The following is a 21,202-nucleotide window of genomic DNA, read 5'->3' on the forward strand; positions in this document are numbered from 1 at the left end:
CTGGCAAATATCCTTCTTACCCTGTTTTCTGCGCTTCACCACTGTTAGCCTGCTAAAAAAGCAAAAACAGGGAATCACTATGTCGCAATCTTCAACCGTGTTAGCGCCTGAGCAGCAACACTGGAAGCGTAATTTGTTTGTCTGCGTGCTGGGATCGTTCAGCACCATCGTGGCGATGACGTTACTGCTGCCGTTTCTGCCGCTTTATGTGCAGCAGCTTGGCGTGCAGGAGCCGGCCGCGATTGCGCGCTGGTCGGGTGCTGCGTATGGCGCGACTTTCCTCAGTGCTGCGTTAACCGCGCCGCTGTGGGGCAAGCTGGCGGATCGCTATGGCCGCAAACTGATGTTGATCCGTGCCAGCCTCGGCATGGCAATTGCTATGTCGCTGATTGGCATGGCGACCGCGCCGTGGCAGCTGGTGGCGCTGCGTTTGCTGGCAGGATTGCTGGGCGGTTATGCATCCGGCTCCACCATTTTGGTGGCGGCGCAAACCCCGAAAGAGCAGACCGGCTGGGCGCTGGGCATGCTGTCATCCGGCATTATGGCGGGCAACGTGGTAGGGCCACTGCTCGGCGGGGTATTGCCACCGCTGATTGGCATTCGTCATACCTTCTGGCTGACCGGTGCGGTGATTTTCCTCGCCTTCCTTGCCACCACCTTTTTGTTGAAAGAAGCACCGCGTCAGCCGGGTAAAAAGGCAGCCTCAAGCCCGGTGGCAGGCGAACAATCAGTGAATTTACCCGTGGTACGGCTGATGTGGTTGTCTGGCATGCTGCTGATCTTCGCCAATATGTCGATTGAACCGATTATCACGTTATATATCGGCCAGTTCGTGCAGGGCGATCATGCGATTACGGTAACGGCCGGCGTAGTGATGGCGGCTGCCGCGCTGGGCAGTATTCTCTCAGCACCCCGGCTGGGGCGTTTGGCCGATCGGGTGGGGCATGCTCGCGTATTGGTGTATGGCCTGGTGGCCTGTGCGGTGTTGCTCATTCCGCAGGCGTTTATTACTCAAGCCTGGCAATTAGTGGTGCTGCGATTCCTGATGGGCATGGCGCTGGGCGGTTTGATGCCGTGCGTCACGGCGCTGATTCGCCACAATGTGCCGCAGGGGCAGGTGGGGAAAATGCTGGGCTATTCGACTTCGGCACAATACGTTGGCCAGGTTTCCGGCCCACTGTTCGGTGGTTTTGTCGGCGGCGCCTTCGGCATGCAGCCGGTATTTCTTGCCACCTGTGTGATTATGGCGCTATGCGCGCTGTTAAATGCGCGAGTGTTAAAGAAACCGTAGTAGCGCAATGCATGGTGCTTCGAACAGCCATTAGCGTCGTCATAACGACGCGATACGCCGGAGCGCAGGCACTGAGACAATAAAAAAGGCGGGCTTCGCAGCCCGCCTTTGTCACATCAAACCAGAAACTTATTTAGCATCTGGCAGTGCGTAGGCAATCACATAATCGCCCAGCTTGGTGCCAAACGAACCGTGACCACCCGCAGCAATGACAACGTACTGCTTGCCATCCACTTCATAGGTCATCGGTGTTGCCTGACCGCCCGCTGGCAGACGTGCCTGCCACAGCAGTTCACCGGTGTTGGTGTCAAATCCACGCAGATAGTTATCCGCGGTTGCACCGATGAAGAACACGTTACCGGCCGTGGTAATTGGGCCGCCCAGCATTGGCATACCCATTTTGAACGGAACCGGAACCGGTGCGCTGTCGCGAACGGTACCGATACGTTTTTTCCACACGGTTTCGTTGGTTTTCAGGTCAACCGCAGAGACATAGCCCCACGCCGGTTGTTTACATGGCAGACCCAACGGAGACAGGAACGGATTCAGTTCCACACCGTACGGCACACCGTACTGTGGCTGGATACCGGTTTCCGTGCCTGAACCGCCTTTGTCATCGGCTGGTGGCTCGATCGGGTTACCCGGACCGCGTGGCACCAGTTTAGAGACAAACGGCAACGCCATTGGGTTAGCAATCGCGATCTGGCGATGAGGATCCACCGCGATACCGCCCCATTCGAACATACCGAGGTTACCTGGGAACACCAGCGTCCCCTGCTCAGACGGCGGCGTGAACGGACCTTCGTAGCGCAGACGCTTGAAGATCACGCGGCACACCAACTGGTCGAACATGGTCGCGCCCCACATGTCCTTGTCCGTCAGATTATTCTTCGGACGGAAGGTCAGTTCGGAGTACGGCTGAGTCGGAGAGACGTGGTCACCTTTCGCGGCGCCCTGTGGCACAGGGGTTTCCGGTGCTGGAACCACTGGCTTGCCGGTACGACGATCCAGTACAAAGATGTTACCGGTTTTGGCCGGGGCATAAATCACCGGAACGGTGTTGCCATCTTTGTCAGTGATATCGGCCAGCGTCGGTTGTGACGGCAGGTCCATATCCCACAGATCGTGATGCACGGTCTGATATGACCACACCAGCTTGCCGGTGGTGGCGTTCAGTGCCAGTACGCTGCTCGCGAAACGTTCCTGATCAGGCGTGCGGTTACCGCCCCAGATATCGGGAGTGGTGACGCCCATCGGCAGGAATACGGTATCCAGTTTCGGATCGTACACCGCCGGTGCCCAGGAGTTAGGCGAGTTCATGGTGAAGGTGTGTTCATCATCTGGAATCGCGTTTGGATCTTTCGCGCCCGGATCGAACACCCACAGCAGTTTACCGGTGTTAACGTCGAAGCCACGGATGGCGCCTGACGGCTCACGGGTGGAGTAGTTGTCGGTAACCGCACCGGCAATCACGATAGTGGTGTCCGTGATGATCGGTGGTGAAGTCGGCTCATACTGACCTGGGGTCAGCACCGGCTGTTTGTGCTGCAGATCCAGTTCACCGTTGTTGCCGAATGCGGCACAACGCTCACCGGTTTCCGCATCCAGCGCGAACAGACGGCCATCATTTACCGGCAGGTAAATGCGGCGTGAGCACAGCGCAGGTTGGGTGTTAGAGGCATCAGCTGCAGCAGGAACTTCATGGTAAGAAACACCACGACAGGTCACATGCTGGAAGGTTGGATTCGGCTTCAGGCCCGGATCAAACTTCCACTTCTGCTTACCGGTTTTCGCATCCAGCGCAAACAGAATTTGGTGCGGTGAGCAAAGATACAAGGTGTCGCGGATTTTAATCGGCGTCACTTCGTCGGTGATTTCACCTGGGTCGTTCGGGGTTTTCAGATCGCCAGTCTGGAACTGCCAGGCAACCTGCAACTCTTTCACGTTACCGCTGTTGATCTGCTTCAGTGGAGAGAAGCGAGTACCCTGTTGGTCACGTGCATATGCAGGCCAGTCAGCGTCCTTGATGTTGCTCAGAGGCTGCGCTTGCGGTGCATTATCTGCCGCCGCTGGAATCTCACCATTCAGCTCCTGCGGATCGTGGAACACTGCCCACGCCAGCACCAGTACGCTAGCAATCAGCGCCACGGCCATCAGACCTAACGCGCCTTTACCTGCGTGGTTCAAACCGCGATACACAAACGGCAGAATCAGCCAGATGCCGAAGATCACCAGCACATCGGTACGTGGTGCCAGCGCCCAGAAGTCGAAACCGACTTCCCACACGCCCCACACCAGCGTTGCCAACAACAGCAGTGCATACAGCATGATTGCTGCGCCGCTACGGCGCCACAGCAGAACAGCGGTGATCAACATAATCACACCGCCAATAACGTAGTACCAGGAACCACCAATTGCGGCTAGCCATACACCGCCTACCAGCATAAACGCGCCCGTGAGCAGTGTGAACAGCACCGTCAAAAAGCGAATCACGCCAAAAGATGAGGAAGCTTTCCCCATAATATTAACCTCTTTCTTTGCCATAAACTTAAAAGGAAACAACGCATTGGGTTGTTTCCCGACATAGAGTACGAAGTGACTTAACATGTTCGATCAGAGCGCTTCCGTTACGCCAGATGATCCCTTTGCGTTAAATTTTATCTTAAAAACGTTAACGGGTTTGATTTTTTTAGTGCTTTGCACTTGTGGAATGGTAGTAGTGCGACATTTTATGAGGAGATTAACGTATAAAGCCCGAAGAGATCGGGCCATAACGCCGAGGCGTGGAATTTTGTGTAAACGTTTACACTTCAAACAGGGTACTGCTGGTGCGCAGCTCCTGCCAGCCAGAGAGTTGAAGTTCGCTGTACGCTGCAACGGGAAGGGACAACTGTTGTGTGCGTAATATCACCTCCGCTTCTCTTTCCCGACAAGATCCCAGCAGGAATGGAAAGCTGAACTTGAGATAATTGTCGTTGAAGAATTCGTCAGTCAACACAATCCCGCTAAAGGGAAATGACGCAATATTCTGCCAGCAGGTTCCCGGCGGCGCTAAATCATAAAGCCAGAACGAGAAATGCTGTGCGGCCTCTCTTAACGCCTTATCTCCCTTAACTAAACTGGCGTAATTGATGGCTAAACGCACATTCTCCATTTGCAGGCTGGAATAATTTTCCGGTGCCTGTAAAAAGCGCATCAGACTATTTCCCGCTAAAGGGATAATTATTAATTCAGGCGTATCGGGCAACTGATTGTGCAGTGAAATTATGTTGCTTCCGTTAAGTAATGCTGTGCTTTCCTGTTCACAATGCATAAAGGGTGCTGAATAACAGACACCGGTCAGTGCACCGTCGAAGCGACGGATACGCTCAGTAACATAAGGATTGTATGAACTGTTTTCCATTTATCTCTGCGAATAAATTAATTAACTGGAACGTCTTAATTATTATAAGGACGGCAAGGTGGCTGTGATCTTTACGCTTCCAATATAGACCGATTTGTTTGTAAAAATCACCTTTTTTAGCTGTTTCTGATAGAGAGATATCAGCAATCAGAAAGGCATTAATTAAATTGTTATTGGAACTTCTGGAATGATTCGGATATTTTCAGGATAAAACAATCAGCCTGCTAATATTCAGAACTCTATGCTTAGTTAAATTATGGATAAGCAACTGTTTTTAAAGCGCACGGCTAGCCATTGCCTGCACGCCTAAGATGCCGCACTCTGTGGCCGGAAAAAGATAAAGAGAGCCGGAAAACGGCTTTTCACCAGGTTGGTGCAATGACGCCAACCAAAATGTTGATTTAGGATGGGATAAAACTATGGGTTCACAGGTATCCGCAGCAGAAGATTCGCTGCTGCGGCACAGGTCGTTTGTTGCCTTCTGGCTGGCGCGCACCTGTTCATCGTTTGGTTTTCAGATGTTTTCGGTCGCGGTTAGCTGGCAAATCTACGCTATCACCCACAGCGCTATGGCGCTCGGCATGATTGGACTGATGCAGTTCTTGCCTTCGGTATTGCTGGCACTGCCAGCAGGCCATATGGCGGACCAGTTCGATCGTCGCCGCATCGTATTAATTGGACAAGTGATTGAATGGCTGGCCCTGCTGGGATTGGTGGCACTGACGCTGCTGCACTGGGCTGACAAATCGAGATTTGGGGATTGGTGTTCCTGATCTCCGTTGCCAAAGCACTTGAGTGGCCTTCTATTACCTCAATGCTGCCCGCGCTGGTGCCACCACCGATTTTGGCGCGTGCCATGGCGGCGAGTTCAGTGGGCGGTCAGGCGGCGGTGATTGTCGGACCTACACTCGGCGGGCTGCTTTACGTGGCGGGTCCAGAGGTGGTGTACGGCGTCTCGGCACTGTTCTACTTGTTCTCGATCATTCTGGTGAGCCGGTTGCGCTATGAACGCCTACCGCAGCCGCGCATGCCGATGAACCTCACCAACATGTTTGCCGGCGTACGTTTTATTCGTGAACGCAAAGATGTGCTTGGGGTGATTTCGCTCGACCTGTTTGCCGTATTGCTGGGTGGTGCCACCGCGCTGTTGCCGATCTTCGCTCAGGATATTTTGCACACCGGTCCATGGGGATTAGGCATGCTGCGCGGTGCGCCTTCGGTAGGCGCCTTGCTGGTGGGTGTGTGGCTGAGTCGCCACAAGCTGGAAAAACATGTCGGGATGATCATGTTTGGCTCAGTGGCCGGTTTTGGCGTGGCCACGCTGGTGTTTGCCCTCTCTACGCAACTGTGGCTATCGATGCTGGCTTTAGCGGCGCTGGGTGGCTTCGATATGGTGAGCATGGTGATTCGCGGGGCGCTGGTGCAGCTGGATACGCCGGATGATATGCGCGGTCGTGTCAACGCGGTCAACGCCATCTTTATCAATACCTCTAATCAGCTGGGCGAATTTGAGTCGGGCTTACTGGCGGCGTGGATGGGGGCCGTGCCGGCTGCCGCGCTAGGTGGGATTGGTACGCTGGTGGTGGTGGCGGTGTGGATGACGATTTTCCCGCATCTGCGTAAACGCCAGAAGCTGGAGAATGAAACCGTCGTTTAGTCTCTGCGTAAAACCGTAGCGGCGCGATTCATTGCGTAAACGTAAAGCGATGATGTCGCGAAACGACGCGCGATGAATCGCGCCGCTACGGATTGGTCGTAAAGCGATGATGTCGTTAATTAATGCGCAATTTATAGCGCAAACGTTCTGCGATGATGATGCAAAACGATGCGCGATAAATTGCGCCGCAACGGTTATCTGGCCGTTACTGGCCTTAAACGGTCGCGGTTTTCCCCAGGCTGGCGTCAAATTGTTTCCAGCTATCTGTCATGTCCACCACGATTTTCGATTTTCGCGCTTCATCGATTTTAATCGCAGTCAGACCCGCTTCCAGTGCATCCACCACTGACACTTTCAGTGGCGTTCCCTGTTTAATGTGTTTCACAATCTCTTCAGCCATCAACGCATCGGCGCCGTAGTGGCCATCGTACGCATTGCCGCTGTAAGTGGTATCGACTTCGCGCTCGCCAGTGCGCGCGTTGTGCACGCGGAAGTAGTTACGCACAAAGTCGCCCTCGGCCATGCCATCGGTGCCCATCACGCAGAATCGACGAAACTCATCTGGCACGTTGAGGTTGGCGTGGAAGGCCAGCGTCGCGCCATTGGCGTACTCGATCAATGCCGTCTGGTAATCGACGATATCGGCATCGCCATCAAACACCGCATCGGTGCTCGACCAGCCGCTAGGTTTGACGTGATACACCTCAGATTGCGGGTTGACTGCGCCTTTAGGGGCATGCTGCGGCGTGAAGTTTTTACGGCCGCCAAAGCTGGCAACGCGCACCGCGCGCTCGCCCACCAATCCCTGATAGAGATCGATATCGTGGCAGCACTTTTCCAGAATGTACGGACCGGCGTATTTCTCAAGGCGACGCCAGTCACGCTGGAAGAAGGCGCCATGATAGGGCTTGATATGCTCGGTGGCTTCAATCGAGGTGATCTCACCCAAACGATTTTCATCACGCGCGCGCAACAGATCGTGATACAGCGGGGAGTAGCGCAACACCAGCCCTACCAGAATGCGTTCATGCCCATATTGCTGTACGAGTTGCGCCATCGCCATGGTCTGTTCTTCATTGATCACCACGGGTTTCTCGGTGAACACAGTGAAACCGGCGGCCAGACCCTGGCGAATATGTTCCAGATGCATAAAGTTCGGTGAACCCACCAGCAGCAGGTCAAAGCCGCCGTGCTGCAACAGAGCGTCTACGCTATCAAACGCTGTTCCCGCATCAATGCCAAAGGTGTGTAGGTTCGGCAAACCAGCGGGCGCTGGATCGACGTAACCCACCACGGAGAACTCTGTGTCGGCTTTGTTGAACTCTTTCACCACGTGGGAAAGACGAAAGCCCAGACCAATAATGCCCACTTTCATGTTGTACCCCTGAAGCCCGTTGCCTGTTAGCCGCCCGAACCATCAGGCTGCCGATAATCTGACCGTTAACTTATTACGACAGAAAAACTAATGTCAATCTATAACCCCGATCGCAAACGGTTAAATTCTGTTATTTATATGTTTTTAAACAATATTAATTAGCTATACGGAATGCGTATTTATTTGTGATTGCGATTTAAGTTTTTTTCCCCTATCTTTCGCACATCTATAAGCGTCATGCCATGGGTGGCAGGCAGGAGGAAGCGCGTGCAATCACTTTTGCTGGGAATTGATGGCGGTGGTACGCATTGTCGCGGACGCCTCACTGACAGTGACGGGCGCGTGCTGGCGCAAGCCACAGGCGGGCCAGCCAATGTCTGGTCACAGTTTGATGCCGCTATCCTGGCCGTCGAAGAGGTCATTGATCAGCTGTTTCAACAGGCAGGATTAGAGACCGACGCACGCGATCGCACCACCCTGGTAGCGGGATTGGCCGGCGCAAACGTCGCCTCGGTACACACCCGGCTGCAAAGCTGGCAGCCTCGCTGTCAGGCGCGTTATCTGTTTACCGACGTCGAGATCGCGTGCGCGGGTGCCCATGACGGTGCGCCTGGCACGGTGTTTATTGTCGGGACGGGAAGCCAGGGGGCAGCCTGGGACGGAACACAGTTCACTTTGCTGGGCGGCTGGGGTTTTGCCTTGTCCGATGCGGGTTCGGGCGCCATTCTCGGCCGCCGTGCACGACGCTTAGCGCTGCTGGCGCACGAAGGTATTGTGCCTGCCTCGGCGCTAACTAAAGGCATTATGGCGCGTCATCAAAACAGCCTGAACAGATGTTGCTCTGGTCACAGCAGGCATCGCCCGCTGATTGGGGCAACGTGGTGCCCGAGGTGTTTGCTGCCGCGCAGCAGGGCGATCATCATGGTACTGCTCTGGTACAGCAGGCCGCTGCCGATATTGTGCAGATGGTGCAGCCGTTACTGGCACGAAGCCATGGCAAGCTGGCGTTGATGGGCGGACTCGCGGAGCCGATTCAGAACTGGCTGCCCGCAGAGATCGCTGCACAGCTGGTGAAGCCGCAAGGTGATGCACTGAGTGGGGCAATACGCCTCGCCAGCCAGTTTAGCCAGCAACCGGCTTAACCGCTTCCAACTTCACATAAAGAGATCCATGAGCGCTCCCAACGTAACTGCACGCATTTGCGGCTGATTGTCGAAATGCGCCTATCAGCCAGTCCGACCTCAAAGTCCGCAGCGGCCTGAGCATGTCAACGGTTTCGCAGGCCACTAACCGCTTGCTGTCCGGCGGGATTGTGCAGGAGCTGGGGTTGCGTCGCGTCTCGATGGGGCGCCCAAAAACGCTGCTCGGTCTTAACCCGGATCACGCCAGCGTGGTCGGCATTCAGCTCAATGCTGAGCGTAATCTGATCGTTTTAACCGATCTCAGCGGCAATATTATCGGCGAGCAGCAAATCCCCTCAGGCGCGATGACGCCGAAACAGCTTGGCGATGCGCTGGCGAAGTTTCTGCGTAGCGTGGAAGGTAAGAAGGTGGGTGCGATCGGTCTGGCGCTTTCTGGACTGGTCGATGCCAGCAACGGCGTCTGCGTACTGTCACGCGCGCTGGGCTGGAACAACGTACCGATTGCACGCCTGCTGGAAGAGCGTTTTTCATTGCCGGTATTTATCGAAAATGACGCCAATGCATTAGCCATGGCGGCGCTGGTCTTTGGTCAACTCGGCCATGCGCAATCGGCGGTGATTGCCACCTTCGGCAAAGGTATTGGCGCCGGAATCTTGCTGGATCGCCAGCTTTATCGCGGTCGTCACGGTAAAGCCGGTGAGATTGGCGTGTCGCTGCTCGGTGATGGCTCTGAGCGACTGCTGGAAGATGTGGCCTCATCGCAGGCCATTTTGCAGCGCGTGGCGGTCTCGCTGAAAGAGGCGGTGCCGCAGACATTGCGTGACCTCGACAAGCAGCCCACTCCTGAGGTGTTAAGTGCGCTGGCGGAAGCCGGACAGCATCTGGGTATGTCGCTGGCCAATCTGTCGGTAGCCTACGATCCTGACGTGGTATATCTGGCGATGGAGCCGCAGATGGCGTCGCGCATTCTGCTCGACCACATCACGCAGAGTTTCCAGAACTACCGTCTGAAGATCACGCCGCACATGACGCCGCTGCAGTTCCTTACCGAGTCGAATCGCATGTGGGCGCAAGGTGCGGCTGGCTTTGCCGTGAATAAGTTATTGGATCTTCTGGCCGCGCAGGCAGATGAAGAAACCGTGTCATAATCGGTGGCCATAAAGAGCCACCCAGCACGAGTTTGGCGGTGCGCATTGCTGCGCACCGGGTCTGTTTAACGCAACCGCAATCCCTGCTCATCAAACAACAGCCCGCGTTCGGCATTGATCTGATAACTGACGCGGTCGCCAATCTCATGATCTGTTGCGTTGCGCTCCTCAATCACCAGCAATTTCTCTTCACCAATATCCAGATAGAGATAATTGGTGTGCCCCAGCATTTCACTGAAGGACAAATCGGCACTGAAACTGAGCGCATCGGCTCCGGCAGGGGAAAAATGCTCAGGACGAATACCGAAAGTGACCTTTTGACCTTCGCGGCACGCTGCATCGATCTTCATGGCCAGGTTATGAATGCCCAGCGACGGCACTCGCAACTGCACTGCGCCGGGCGCCACCGCCGCCACTTCCGCGTGGAGTAAATTCATTTTTGGCGAGCCGATAAAACCTGCAACAAACAGGTTATCGGGATCGTGATACAGCGCCATCGGCGCGCCAACCTGTTCAATGCGGCCCTGACGCAGCACCACAATGCGGTCGGCCAGTGTCATCGCTTCCAGCTGATCGTGCGTGACGTAAATCATGGTGTTACCGAGTGACGCATGCAGACGCGCAATCTCAATGCGCATCTGTAAACGCAGCTCAGCATCCAGGTTCGACAGCGGTTCATCAAACAGGAAAATGCGTGGATGGCGGATGATGGCGCGACCAATGGCCACTCGCTGACGCTGGCCGCCGGAGAGCGCACGGGGCAGGCGATCCAGCAGCTCCGTCAGATGCAGACGCGCAGCCGTTTGATTAATCGCTTTCTCAATCTCAGCTTTGGATTTCTTCATCACCTCCAGCGGATACGCCAGATTGCCGCGCACGGTCATATTGGGATAGAGCGCATACGACTGAAACACCATGGCAATACCGCGTTCGGTCGCGGGCTGATGCGTCATATCTGCGCCTTCAATCAACAACTTGCCATCGCTGATCTCTTCAAGGCCCGCAATCATGCGGAGCAGCGTCGATTTGCCACAGCCGGAAGGACCCACAAACACCACGAATTCGCCGCTGTTGATAGTGAGGTCGATGCCGTGAATTACGTTCACCTGGTCATAGGACTTCTTAACGTTTTGCAGATGCAGGCTGGTCATTGCGATGCCTCAATCAGAGTAGTTGGCCCATGTAGATAGCGTTGCTGCGCATAATCGGTGTAAAGCCGAGGCGCTGATAAAACCCACATACCTGCTCGTTTTGCAGGCTGACGCCCAAATACACGCCCGGCACGCCGGCGGCGCGCAAGTTTTGCAGCAGTTGCTCAATCAGTTTGCGTCCCCAGCCACCTTGTTGCGCGGGCGGCAGGAGATTGATATGCAGATGCGCAGGCCACTGCGTCACCAACTGCTCGGCAGCGGCATCGGGTTGCCGAATGGCATCCAGCACTTTGCTGTCGAGCGGTGCGCGTGGTGTGTAATCACCGTATTGCTGCTGCAGGCGCGGCCACCACTGCGCATTCACTGCCGCTTCAAAGGCGCGGGTATCGGGTGCGGCCACCGCGTAACCCATCACTTCACCCTCCATTTCAAGCACATAAGCAAATTCAGGCGCAAAGCGTGCATAAGGGATAACAAAGCGCAGGCCAGGCAGCGCCGGATCGGAGTAGAGCGCGGTAGCGTCGGTGCCGGCATTGGCGGTTTGTAAGCAGATGCGCGACAGGGCGGGATAATCCGCCTCACTGGCGCGGCGAATAACACCTTGGGCCGTCATGGGAGTGCCTCTGTGGTCATGAGATGAACAGATTTCACGGTAAAGAAAGCCGACTTAGTTTTCAAGGTGTAATAATTGCGCTAGCGCACAAAGCGGAGGTGAACTTCCCTTCCAGGTTATCACGTTATGCGTCAACTGCAGCGGCTGAACCCCACAGCGGCGGGTGCTGGACGCCATTCCCGCTCACTCATCGTCACGGCAGCTTTCCTATCTATAGAATTTTCATATGGTCTGTCAGTGAGTTAATGCCGGATACTGCAGCGAGAGGTTTATGCTGGCGCAAGGCGTGACTCGGCTATCTGTGTATGCTTACTGTGCATTTCAGCAGGATTCCCTGCTGTTTAGACCGCTTTTCTTCTCACTATTTGCACTGTATCACAGAGCAAAAATTCCACAGCGTGGGTGTTTGACTTTCTTTTATGCATAAAGTAAGTATGAATTAACGCTTTTATTGCTGCTGAATCAGCCTGCCAGGACATGCAGGTGTCGAGATGAAGGGATGCCAGTCATCTGTTGGAGAAACCGAGCATGATGTGTGATTCAACTCCGCGTTCGTCCCGTATGAAAAGCTCACTGCGCGGCGTGTCGCGTATGGTTTCAGCCGGGATATTGCTCGGTGCAACCATGGCCGCTGCGCAGGCAGTGACGCTGAACGAGTGGGATATTTATAACTATCCGCAACAGACAGAAGCGGTGGATGAGGCGGTCAAAGCCTTCCAGCAAAAGAATCCGGGCATCACCATTCAGCGCTCGGTGCACTCGTTCGAAGACACGCGTATTCCACTCAAGCTGGCGTTGACCGCCGGTGATGGCCCGCAAATCGCTCAGGTCAATCAGGGCGGCGGTGATATGGGTTCGCTGGTGAAAGACAAACTGCTGTGGCCGCTGGACGATTACGCCAAAACCTACGGCTGGACCACGCGCTTCCCGGATTCCATCCTCAAGCGTAACCGTTGGTCAGATAAGCAGGATTTCGGCAGTGGCAAACTGTATGGCGTGGCCAGTTTGGGTGAAATGGTGGGGCTGTATTACAACAAAGCGCTACTGGATAAAGCCGGTGTGGCCGTGCCGAAAACCCTGGCAGAGCTGGAAGCGGCAATGGAAAAACTGAAAGCCGCCGGTACGCCACCGATGATGCTCGGCTTGCTGGACGGCAACATGGGCCAGCAGCTTCTCAGCACAGTGTGGGAAGCACAGATTGAGAGCAAAGATCGCAAGGCGCTTGACGATCTGATCTACGACGTCGGCGGCACTTTTAAAGACGACAAACTGGTGAAAGCTGCAACGATGATGAAGGGCTGGAAAGACAAAGGCTACTTCTTCCCAGGCTTTGAAGGTATCGGCCATGATGATGCGGCCACGCTGTTCCAGAATGGTCAGGCCGCGTTCCTGGTGAGCGGCACCTGGTATCTCGGCCAGTTCAAAGACAACAAAGACCTGCACTTTGCAGCGATGCCAATGGGTGAGGGCGTGCAACATGCGCTGATGGTGGGCGGCACCGATCTGGCGTTCTCGATCACCAACACCGCGAAAAGCAAAGAACAGCAGGATGCCGCTGCCAAATTTATCGACTATATCGTTTCCGATGAGATGGCTAACCGCTGGTTGAAGGTCGGCTTCCTGCCGGCGGGCACCAGCAAGAATGCACAAATCCCAGCGGATAACCCGCTGCTGGCAGAAGCGTATCAGGTGTGGGTCACGCTCAACGAACACGACGGACTGGGCCATTATCTGGATTGGGCCACGCCGACCATGAACGCCGAGCTGAACCAGAACGTGCAGCTGTTGCTGGCGGGACGGCAAACGCCGGATCAGATGGTGACTAACTTCGACAACAACTATCAACGTTACCTGAAAACCCTGAAGCACTGATGACGTCCGGCCCGGCAGCATTGCCGGGCCGCGAACAGGCCTGCAAGCGAGTAAGGTTATGCTGAACAAATCTGCCTGGCGCAATGCGCTCTATCTTTTGCCCGCGGTGCTGGTGTACGCGGTGTTTTTACTTCTGCCGCTGCTGGCTTCGCTCGGCATCAGTTTTACCGAGTGGGACGGCACCTCCCTGCCGATTTTCACTGGCCTGAGCAACTATCTGCGCATGTTCCAGGATCCGGTGTTTTGGGTGGCGCTGGGTAACAACGCGCTGCTGATGCTGTTCTATACCCTGTTGCCGATTGGCGTGGGTTTACTGCTGTGCAGCTTCCTGTATGACACGCGCAATGGCAGGGAGCGCAGCGTGTTACGTATTCTGTTTTTCCTGCCCTATATCATGCCGATGGCGGTACTGGGCGTGGTGTGGCGCTGGCTGTATAACCCGGCGTTTGGCCCCATCGACCAGTTCCTGCGCGCCATCGGTTTGCCACAGCTGGCACTTTCCTGGTTGGGGGATTTTACCTGGGCGCTCCCGGCGGTGGGGTTTGTTGCCACCTGGTATTTCTTTGGATTCTGCCTGGTGCTGTTTATGGCGGGTTTGCAGCGCATGGATCCGTCATTGCTGGAGGCCGCCGATTTAGACGGTTCCTCGCGCCGGCAGAAGTTTATGCGCATCACGCTGCCTTCGCTGCGTCCGGAACTGCGTATTGCGCTGCTGCTGACGGTGATCGCCAGCCTCAAAGCCTTCGACCTGGTCTACGTGATGACGCAGGGCGGTCCGGGCACCTCAACCATGGTGACCAATATCTTTATGTATAAGCAGGGTTTTGACCTGCACTACTTTGGCTATGCCTCGGCAGTGGCGGTCTTCAGTATGCTGATTGTGTTGATGATCAACGCCATCATTCATTTGCCATTCGGGAGCGACACTGATGCGCGGAACGCCCATTGTCTCACGCGCGCTGATCTGGATGGTCGCGCTGATGACTATCCTGCCGTTTTTAATGGCGCTGATGACCTCGTTCAAAACCCAGATGGAGCTGTTCCAGGGCGTATTCACGCTGCCTTCGTCACTGAACTTCAAAAACTACGTCACCGCCTGGCAGCAGGGACATTTCAACGTTTACTTTATGAACTCGGTGCTGGTGGTGATCCCAGTGGTGATCAGCAGCATTCTGTTAGGCATTTTGGCGGGATTTGGCTTTGCCTGGTTGAAGATTCCCGGCAAGAAAGTGGTGGCGGCAATGTTAGGGCTTGGCATGGTGCTGCCGACTGAAGCGTTTATTATTCCGCTCTATCACGAACTGCGCTGGATGGGGCTAACGAACACCTATCTGGCGCTGATCCTGCCTCAGATTGCGCTATCGCTGCCGTTCACCACGTTAATGATCGCCACCGCGCTGCAACAGGTGCCGCGCGAACTGGTGGAAGCTTCGGTGATGGATGGTGCATCTCGTCGCAAGATTCTGTGGGGCATTCTGGTGCCCGCCATATGGCCCACGCTCTCCACGCTGGCACTGTTGTTGTTTATCTGGACGTGGAACGAGTTCCTGATTCCGCTGATTCTGGTGAACAAAGATGAACTGCGTACCTTGCCGATTGGCATGATGTTCTTCCAGAACAAAAACACCATCGATATTCCGGTGCTGATGGCCGGTGCGATGATCGTGATTATGCCGCTGGTGGCGGTGTTCCTGGTGTTCCAGCGCAAGTTTATCAGTGGCGTGACGGAAGGGGCGGTGAAGTAGGGCGCGCCAGAGCACCTGCAACTGCGAACATTGCAGGTCGCGGCCATCGGATCGCCCGCGCTATTCGCGGGCGTGCCCGTAAAATCGGTTTACAACGCTGCCGCGATCGCGACACCCAGTTCTTCGGTTGAGGCGCTGCCGCCGAGGTCGCGCGTCAGGCTGTTGCCGGCGGCTAGCGTGCGCTCAATCGCGTCCAGCACGGCGGCACCCGCTTCGGCGTAACCAAGGTGCTCCAGCATCATCGCGCCGCACCAGATCTGTCCAATCGGATTGGCCACGCCTTTGCCCGCGATATCAGGCGCAGAACCGTGCACCGGCTCAAACAGGCTCGGGAATTTCCCTTCCGGGTTGATGTTGGCGGAAGGCGCAATGCCGATGGTACCGGTACAGGCCGGGCCGAGATCTGACAGGATGTCACCAAACAGGTTGCTGGCCACCACCACATCGAACCAGTCCGGATGCAGCACGAAGTTCGCAGTCAGAATATCAATATGATACTTATCGACTTTTACTTCCGGATAGCTCGGTGCCATGGCTTCGACGCGACTGTCCCAATACGGCATGGTGATAGCAATGCCGTTGGATTTGGTGGCAGACGTCAGGTGTTTCTTCGGACGCTTCTGCGCTAACTCATAGGCAAATTTCAGGATGCGATCGACGCCGATGCGCGTCATCACTGTCTCCTGAATCACCACTTCGCGGTCAGTGCCAGGGAACATGGTGCCGCCGACCGAGGAGTACTCGCCCTCGGTGTTTTCGCGCACCACGTAGAAATCGATATCGCCCGGCTGACGATTCGCCAGCGGTGCTTTAACACCTGGCATCAGGCGTACCGGACGCAGGTTGACGTACTGATCAAACTCGCGGCGGAACTGCAGCAGCGATCCCCACAACGACACGTGATCCGGCACCACTTCCGGCCAGCCCACCGCGCCAAAATAAATGGCATCAAACTGGCTCAAGGTGGCGAACCAATCATCTGGCAACATCTTGCCGTGCTCTTGCCAGTATTCGGCACTGGCGAAGTCAAACCATTGCCATTCCAGTGAAATATCGAATTTCTTTGCCGCTGCATCCATTACACGGATGCCTTCTGGCATCACTTCTTTGCCAATGCCATCGCCAGGGATGACGGCGATTTTGTAGGTTTTGCCGCTCATAGGGTTCTCGCAGGTTGCTGTTGATGTTCTGAACGCAGTATAACCATGCATCACCGGGAAATAATTAGCCTGAGCGGCAAGCCAATGTTGAATAAAAGTAGAGAATCGCGCACTTCAACCGATGACCTGGCGTTCTTTGTGCGTGTGGCGGCGCTGGAGAGTTTAACCGCTGCGGCGCGTGAACTGGGTTTATCGCTGCCGGCAGTGAGTAAACGCCTCAGCCATCTTGAACAGCGTCTGGGCGTGCAACTGCTTAAACGCACCACGCGACGGCTGGAACTCACCGCCGAAGGTAAACGCTATCTGGAAGGGGCACGCCCGCTACTCGATCAACTGGCGGAGCTGGAAGAGTCGGTCAGCAGCCAGGCGGCGGTGTTGCGTGGCACGCTGAACATTAACGCCTCCTTCGGTTTTGGTCGCCGGCATGTTGCGGCCTGCGTGTCGCGTTTTGCGGCATTGCATCCGGAGGTTTCGCTGTCATTGCAGCTCAGCAGCCAGCCACTGAATTTCCTCGATTCACACATCGACATTGATATTCGTATCGGCGAGCCGCCCGATGCACGGCTCATCGCGCGCAAGTTACGCACCAATCCGCGCGTGCTCTGCTGCGCACCCGCCTATGCCGAACGTTGCGGTTTGCCCACCAGTATTGCGGCTCTGGCGCAGCACAACTGCATTTTGCTGCGCCAATACGAAAGCGATTTTGCCTTGTGGCGATTAAGCAACAGTGCACAGCAAATTACGCAAAAGGTGCAAGGCAGCCTGATCACCAACGATGGCGAAGTGGCGATGCAGCTAGCGATGGATGGACACGGCATTCTGCTGCGTTCATGGTGGGATGCGCAGCACATGATTGAACGTGGTGAATTGCTGCACGTATTGCCGGAGTGGAGCACGGTGGATGGCGATATCTTTGCGGTGTGGCAACCCCAGCGCCAACTGCCGGCACGCATTAGCGCCTTTGTGGATTTTTTACAGAGCACCCTCTAATGGTGATGCATTTATGATTATTTGCAATCATAATTGACTGTTTGTGAGCATGATCAAACAAATTATTGCTTGTTTAGCCTATAAATTGCCCTGCTTATGCGTGAATTCATTCTTAATTGAGTGAAATGAATCAATAAGCATAAACAGGGTTGCCAACGTGCTCAGACACTAAAATAACAAGATTGGCGACCTCATTAACGGCGTGCGTTAGCCCAGCGCACGCCACGACCCTACGTTATCAATGAGGCTAAAATGAAACAGTTCTCTGCAGAAGGGATGATGGTGATTGTTGGGATCGTCATTGCGTACATCCTGTTCACCACATGGCTGACCTGGCGCCTGCGCAGTAAAAACAGCGGTGACTTTATGGCGGGCTCTAATGTGATGCCAGCCTTTGTCGTGGGCGTGATGCTGATGTCCGAGTACATCGGCGCAAAATCCACCGTCGGCACGGCTCAGGCGGCGTTTGAAGGGGGCTTTGCCGCTTCCTGGTCAGTGATTGGCGCCGCGATAGGCTTCCCGCTGTTCGGATTTCTGCTGGTCAAACGCATTTATAACACCGGAAAAATCACTATTTCGGGTGCGATTGCCGAGCGTTACGGCAACTCTACCAAGAACATCATTTCCATTATCATGATCTACGCGCTGCTGCTGGTGAACGTGGGTAACTACGTTAGCGGCGCGGCGGCGATCTCCACGGTGCTGAATCTCAATCTCACCACTGCGGCCGTGATCACCGCGATTGTCAGCACCTTCTATTTTATGTTTGGCGGCATGAAGGGCATTGCGTGGGTGACGCTGCTGCACAGCGGCCTGAAATACATCGGTATCCTGATCATTCTGGGTGTGGCGCTGCATATGACCGGCGGTGTCAGCCCAATGATCAAAGAGATGCCGCACTTCTACTGGACGTGGGACGGCAACATCGGTGCCAGTACGATTTTTGCCTGGATGATTGGCACCATCGGTTCCATTTTCTGCACCCAGTTTGTGATTCAGGCTATTGCTTCTACTAAAAGCGCTGAGTCAGCGAAGCGTGCAACCTGGGTTGCCTTCTTCTTCTGTATGCCGATCGCGATTGCCATTGCGTTAATCGGTGTGGCGGCGAAATACCTGCATCCCGACATCAAGAGTCTGTATGCGCTGCCGGTGTTCTTGCAGGACATGAGCCCGTGGCTGGCCGGGATTGTCACCACTTCGCTGGTGGCATCGATTTTTGTCAGTGTCAGCACCGTGGCGTTGGCGATTGCCTCGCTGGTGGTGAAAGATTTCTACGTGCCGTACTGCAATCCTACGCCAGAACGTGAATTCCGCATGACGCGTTGGCTATCGTTGCTGATTGGTTTCCTGCCGTTAATCCTGGTGCTGTTCGTGCCAGAGGTGCTGAAGCTGTCCTTCTTCACCCGCGCCATTCGCCTGTCGATTTCTGTCGTGGCGATTATTGCCTTCTACCTGCCATTCTACAAAAGTACGCGCGGTGCGAATGCAGGTCTGATCGGGGCTTGTGTGATGACCACCGTCTGGTATCTGCTCGGCGATCCGTTCGGCATCAATAACATGTATGTGGCGCTGATTACGCCCGCGGTGATCATGGTGATTGATCGCCTGATCCCCTCGGCACAAACGCACGAGAAAAAAGCACCAAAATCTTCAATGCAAAACAGTGGAGCCTGATATGACCGATTTAACGATTACCGTCGAACGTAACGGTAACCTTCATCCGCACGCGCAGGATGCGCAGCAGCTCACGGCGATGCTGCCTTCGGTCTGTCCGCAGAACCATGCTGCCAATTTGCTGCCGCTGCCAAACGGCGATCTGCTGTGCGCTTGGTTTGGCGGCACCCAGGAAGGTATCGCTGATATTTCTGTCTGGAGTTCACGGCTGGAGGCGGGCAGCACGCAGTGGAGTGCAGCACAAAAACTCTCGGATGATGCGACGCGATCTGAGCAGAACCCGGTGCTGTTCCTCGATCCTCAACAGGTGCTGTGGCTGCTGTGGACCGCGCAGAAGTCCGGCAATCAGGACACGGCGATAGTGCGCTATCGCCAGTCATGCGATTTGGGCCGCAGCTGGAGTGAGATCGCGACCTTACTCGATCAACCCGGCACCTTTATTCGCCAGCCGATTGTGGTGCTGCCGAATGGCAACTGGCTGCTGCCGGTGTTCTATTGCCGCACCCAGCCAGGCGTGAAATGGGTCGGCAATGACGATATCAGCGCGGTAAAAATCTCCAGCGATCAGGGCAAAAGCTGGCGCGATGTGGCGGTGCCTGACAGCCTGGGCTGCGTGCACATGAACATCACCTTGTTGCAGGATGGCAGCTTGTTGGCGTTGTATCGCAGCCGTTGGGCGGATTTTATCTACCAAAGCCGTTCTGTCGACGGTGGCGAAAGCTGGAGCGCACCTGAGGCAACTGAGCTGCCCAACAACAACTCCTCGATTCAGGTCACCACGCTGAACAACGGACATCTGGCGCTGGTGTTTAATGCCATGAGTGCCAAAGATGCCAGCGAGCGTCGCCTGTCACTGTATGACGAAATCGAAGACGAGGATGATGATGTGGCGGTGGCCGCTGAGCCGGTGGTGCATACCGGGCGCACCGCGTTCTGGGGCGCACCGCGCGCGCCGATGACGCTCGCCATTTCCCCGGATGGTGGCAAAAGCTGGCCGTGGCAACGCAACCTCGATGAAGGTGACGGCTACTGTATGACCAATAACTCACAGCAGAAGCTCAACCGCGAGTTCTCTTATCCGAGCATTAAGCAGAGCGAAGATGGTGCACTGCATATCGCCTATACCTACTTTCGTCAGGCGATCAAATACGTGCGCGTAGACGAAACGTGGGCCAGGGGATAAGCATGATTAAACACGCGCTGGTTACCGGTGCCAGTTCCGGCATCGGCGCGGCCATTGCCGATCAACTGCTGGCGCAAGGCTGGCAGGTGACGGGTTTTAGCCGCACGCGGGTGAAGAAAGATCATCCAGCCTTTACCTCGGTGAGCGTGGATCTGTTTGATGCCAGTTTGCTGAAGCAGGCGCTGGCTACGTTGCCAAAGGTAAATGCGCTGGTGCATGCGGCGGGTATGATGGCCGCCGCACCGCTTGGCGATCTGGATGAGGAGCAAAGCGCACGCTTGTGGTACTTGCATGTACAGGTGGCACAGATTATGGCGAACGCGTTGCAGCCACAGATGACGCAGGGCGATCGTATTTTGCTGATCGGCAGTCGTACATCGCGCGGTGCCGCTCATCGCAGCCAGTATGTCAGTACCAAAGCGGCGATGGTGGGCATGGCGCGCAGCTGGGCAGCTGAATTAGCGCCTCAGGGGATCACCGTAAATGTGATTGCGCCCGGTGCCACTGAAACGCCCATGCTGCTGCAACCGGGTCGCGCCAGTTCACCGCCGAAGCTGCCGCCGATTGGGCGTTACATCAAGCCGGAGGAAGTGGCGGCGCTGGCCGGTTTTGTGCTGTCACCGGCTGCCGATGCGATAACCGGGCAGGAGCTGGTGATGTGCGGTGGGGCGTCGTTGTAGAGAGTGTGGGATGTGCTGTCACCCGTAGCTGATGTGATATTGGGTCAGGAGCTAGTGATTTGCGGTGGAGCGTCGTGGTAGAGAGTGGGGAAAGTGCTCTGCCCACTCTGTGGTCTTC

The 21,202-nt window shown here is 55.5% G+C and carries 13 protein-coding genes and 4 pseudogenes; 11 read left to right on the forward strand and 6 right to left on the reverse strand.

The genetic code is table 11. The annotated features are described in order from the left end of the window. The first annotated feature begins 79 nt into the window (after window positions 1-79). A complete protein-coding gene (locus HA45_RS07175) occupies window positions 80-1,291 on the forward strand; it encodes an MFS transporter (RefSeq protein WP_100704338.1) in 1,212 nt (403 codons plus the stop codon). Between the two features lie 129 nt (window positions 1,292-1,420). Here the strand turns inward: HA45_RS07175 and HA45_RS07180 are convergent, their stop codons facing one another. Continuing rightward, a complete protein-coding gene (locus tag HA45_RS07180) occupies window positions 1,421-3,811 on the reverse strand; it encodes a glucose/quinate/shikimate family membrane-bound PQQ-dependent dehydrogenase (protein ID WP_100704679.1) in 2,391 nt (796 codons plus the stop codon). 283 nt (window positions 3,812-4,094) lie between these two features. After that, window positions 4,095-4,694, reverse strand: coding sequence for a hypothetical protein (locus HA45_RS07185; RefSeq protein WP_100704339.1), 600 nt, complete (start codon window positions 4,692-4,694; stop codon window positions 4,095-4,097). A 419-nt stretch (window positions 4,695-5,113) separates the two neighbouring features. Between HA45_RS07185 and HA45_RS07190 the strand changes: the two are divergent. Continuing rightward, window positions 5,114-6,351: pseudogene (locus tag HA45_RS07190) on the forward strand (MFS transporter). Window positions 6,352-6,565: 214 nt separating this feature from the next. Here HA45_RS07190 and HA45_RS07195 read toward each other — a convergent pair. Next, window positions 6,566-7,726: a Gfo/Idh/MocA family protein gene (locus HA45_RS07195; protein ID WP_100704341.1), complete on the reverse strand. Its 1,161-nt coding sequence runs from the start codon at window positions 7,724-7,726 to the stop codon at window positions 6,566-6,568. 267 nt (window positions 7,727-7,993) lie between these two features. Between HA45_RS07195 and HA45_RS07200 the strand changes: the two are divergent. Then, a pseudogene (locus HA45_RS07200) lies at window positions 7,994-8,868 on the forward strand (glucosamine kinase nucleotide-binding domain-containing protein). A 28-nt stretch (window positions 8,869-8,896) separates the two neighbouring features. Continuing rightward, window positions 8,897-10,016 (forward strand): annotated as a pseudogene (locus HA45_RS07205) (ROK family protein). Window positions 10,017-10,081: 65 nt separating this feature from the next. Here the strand turns inward: HA45_RS07205 and HA45_RS07210 are convergent. Both HA45_RS07210 and HA45_RS07215 read right to left on the reverse strand, forming a co-directional pair. Beyond that, a complete protein-coding gene (locus HA45_RS07210; RefSeq protein ID WP_100704344.1) occupies window positions 10,082-11,167 on the reverse strand; it encodes an ABC transporter ATP-binding protein in 1,086 nt (361 codons plus the stop codon). 13 nt (window positions 11,168-11,180) lie between these two features. Further along, the gene (locus HA45_RS07215; RefSeq protein ID WP_100704345.1) at window positions 11,181-11,780 is read right to left on the reverse strand and encodes a GNAT family N-acetyltransferase; all 600 of its coding nucleotides are present in this window, start codon (window positions 11,778-11,780) and stop codon (window positions 11,181-11,183) included. A 531-nt stretch (window positions 11,781-12,311) separates the two neighbouring features. On the opposite strand from HA45_RS07215, the gene HA45_RS07220 reads away from it, so the two are divergent. The 3 genes and pseudogenes from HA45_RS07220 (at window position 12,312) to HA45_RS07230 (ending at window position 15,397) form a co-directional block, all read left to right on the forward strand. Then, on the forward strand, window positions 12,312-13,652 hold the full coding sequence (locus tag HA45_RS07220; protein ID WP_100704680.1) for an extracellular solute-binding protein: 1,341 nt from the start codon (window positions 12,312-12,314) through the stop codon (window positions 13,650-13,652). Window positions 13,653-14,052: 400 nt separating this feature from the next. After that, window positions 14,053-14,493 (forward strand): annotated as a pseudogene (locus HA45_RS29315) (carbohydrate ABC transporter permease); the annotation flags it as partial. 88 nt (window positions 14,494-14,581) lie between these two features. Continuing rightward, the gene (locus HA45_RS07230) at window positions 14,582-15,397 is read left to right on the forward strand and encodes a carbohydrate ABC transporter permease (protein WP_100704347.1); all 816 of its coding nucleotides are present in this window, start codon (window positions 14,582-14,584) and stop codon (window positions 15,395-15,397) included. 89 nt (window positions 15,398-15,486) lie between these two features. Here the strand turns inward: HA45_RS07230 and HA45_RS07235 are convergent, their stop codons facing one another. After that, the gene (locus HA45_RS07235) at window positions 15,487-16,557 is read right to left on the reverse strand and encodes a tartrate dehydrogenase (RefSeq protein ID WP_100704348.1); all 1,071 of its coding nucleotides are present in this window, start codon (window positions 16,555-16,557) and stop codon (window positions 15,487-15,489) included. Between the two features lie 84 nt (window positions 16,558-16,641). On the opposite strand from HA45_RS07235, the gene HA45_RS07240 reads away from it, so the two are divergent. From HA45_RS07240 to HA45_RS07255, 4 genes are all read left to right on the forward strand, one after another. Next, window positions 16,642-17,547, forward strand: a complete 906-nt coding sequence (locus HA45_RS07240) for a LysR family transcriptional regulator (protein ID WP_100704349.1) — start codon at window positions 16,642-16,644, stop codon at window positions 17,545-17,547. A gap of 252 nt (window positions 17,548-17,799) precedes the next feature. Continuing rightward, entirely contained in the window at window positions 17,800-19,221 is a 1,422-nt protein-coding gene (locus tag HA45_RS07245) for a sodium:solute symporter family protein (RefSeq protein ID WP_100704350.1), read from the forward strand. 1 nt (window position 19,222) lies between these two features. After that, window positions 19,223-20,404: a sialidase family protein gene (locus HA45_RS07250; RefSeq protein WP_100704351.1), complete on the forward strand. Its 1,182-nt coding sequence runs from the start codon at window positions 19,223-19,225 to the stop codon at window positions 20,402-20,404. A gap of 2 nt (window positions 20,405-20,406) precedes the next feature. Further along, window positions 20,407-21,084: an SDR family NAD(P)-dependent oxidoreductase gene (locus HA45_RS07255; RefSeq protein WP_100704352.1), complete on the forward strand. Its 678-nt coding sequence runs from the start codon at window positions 20,407-20,409 to the stop codon at window positions 21,082-21,084. Window positions 21,085-21,202 lie beyond the last annotated feature (118 nt).

The organism is Pantoea rodasii, from assembly GCF_002095465.1.
Taxonomy (GTDB): Bacteria; Pseudomonadota; Gammaproteobacteria; order Enterobacterales; family Enterobacteriaceae; genus Pantoea; species Pantoea rodasii.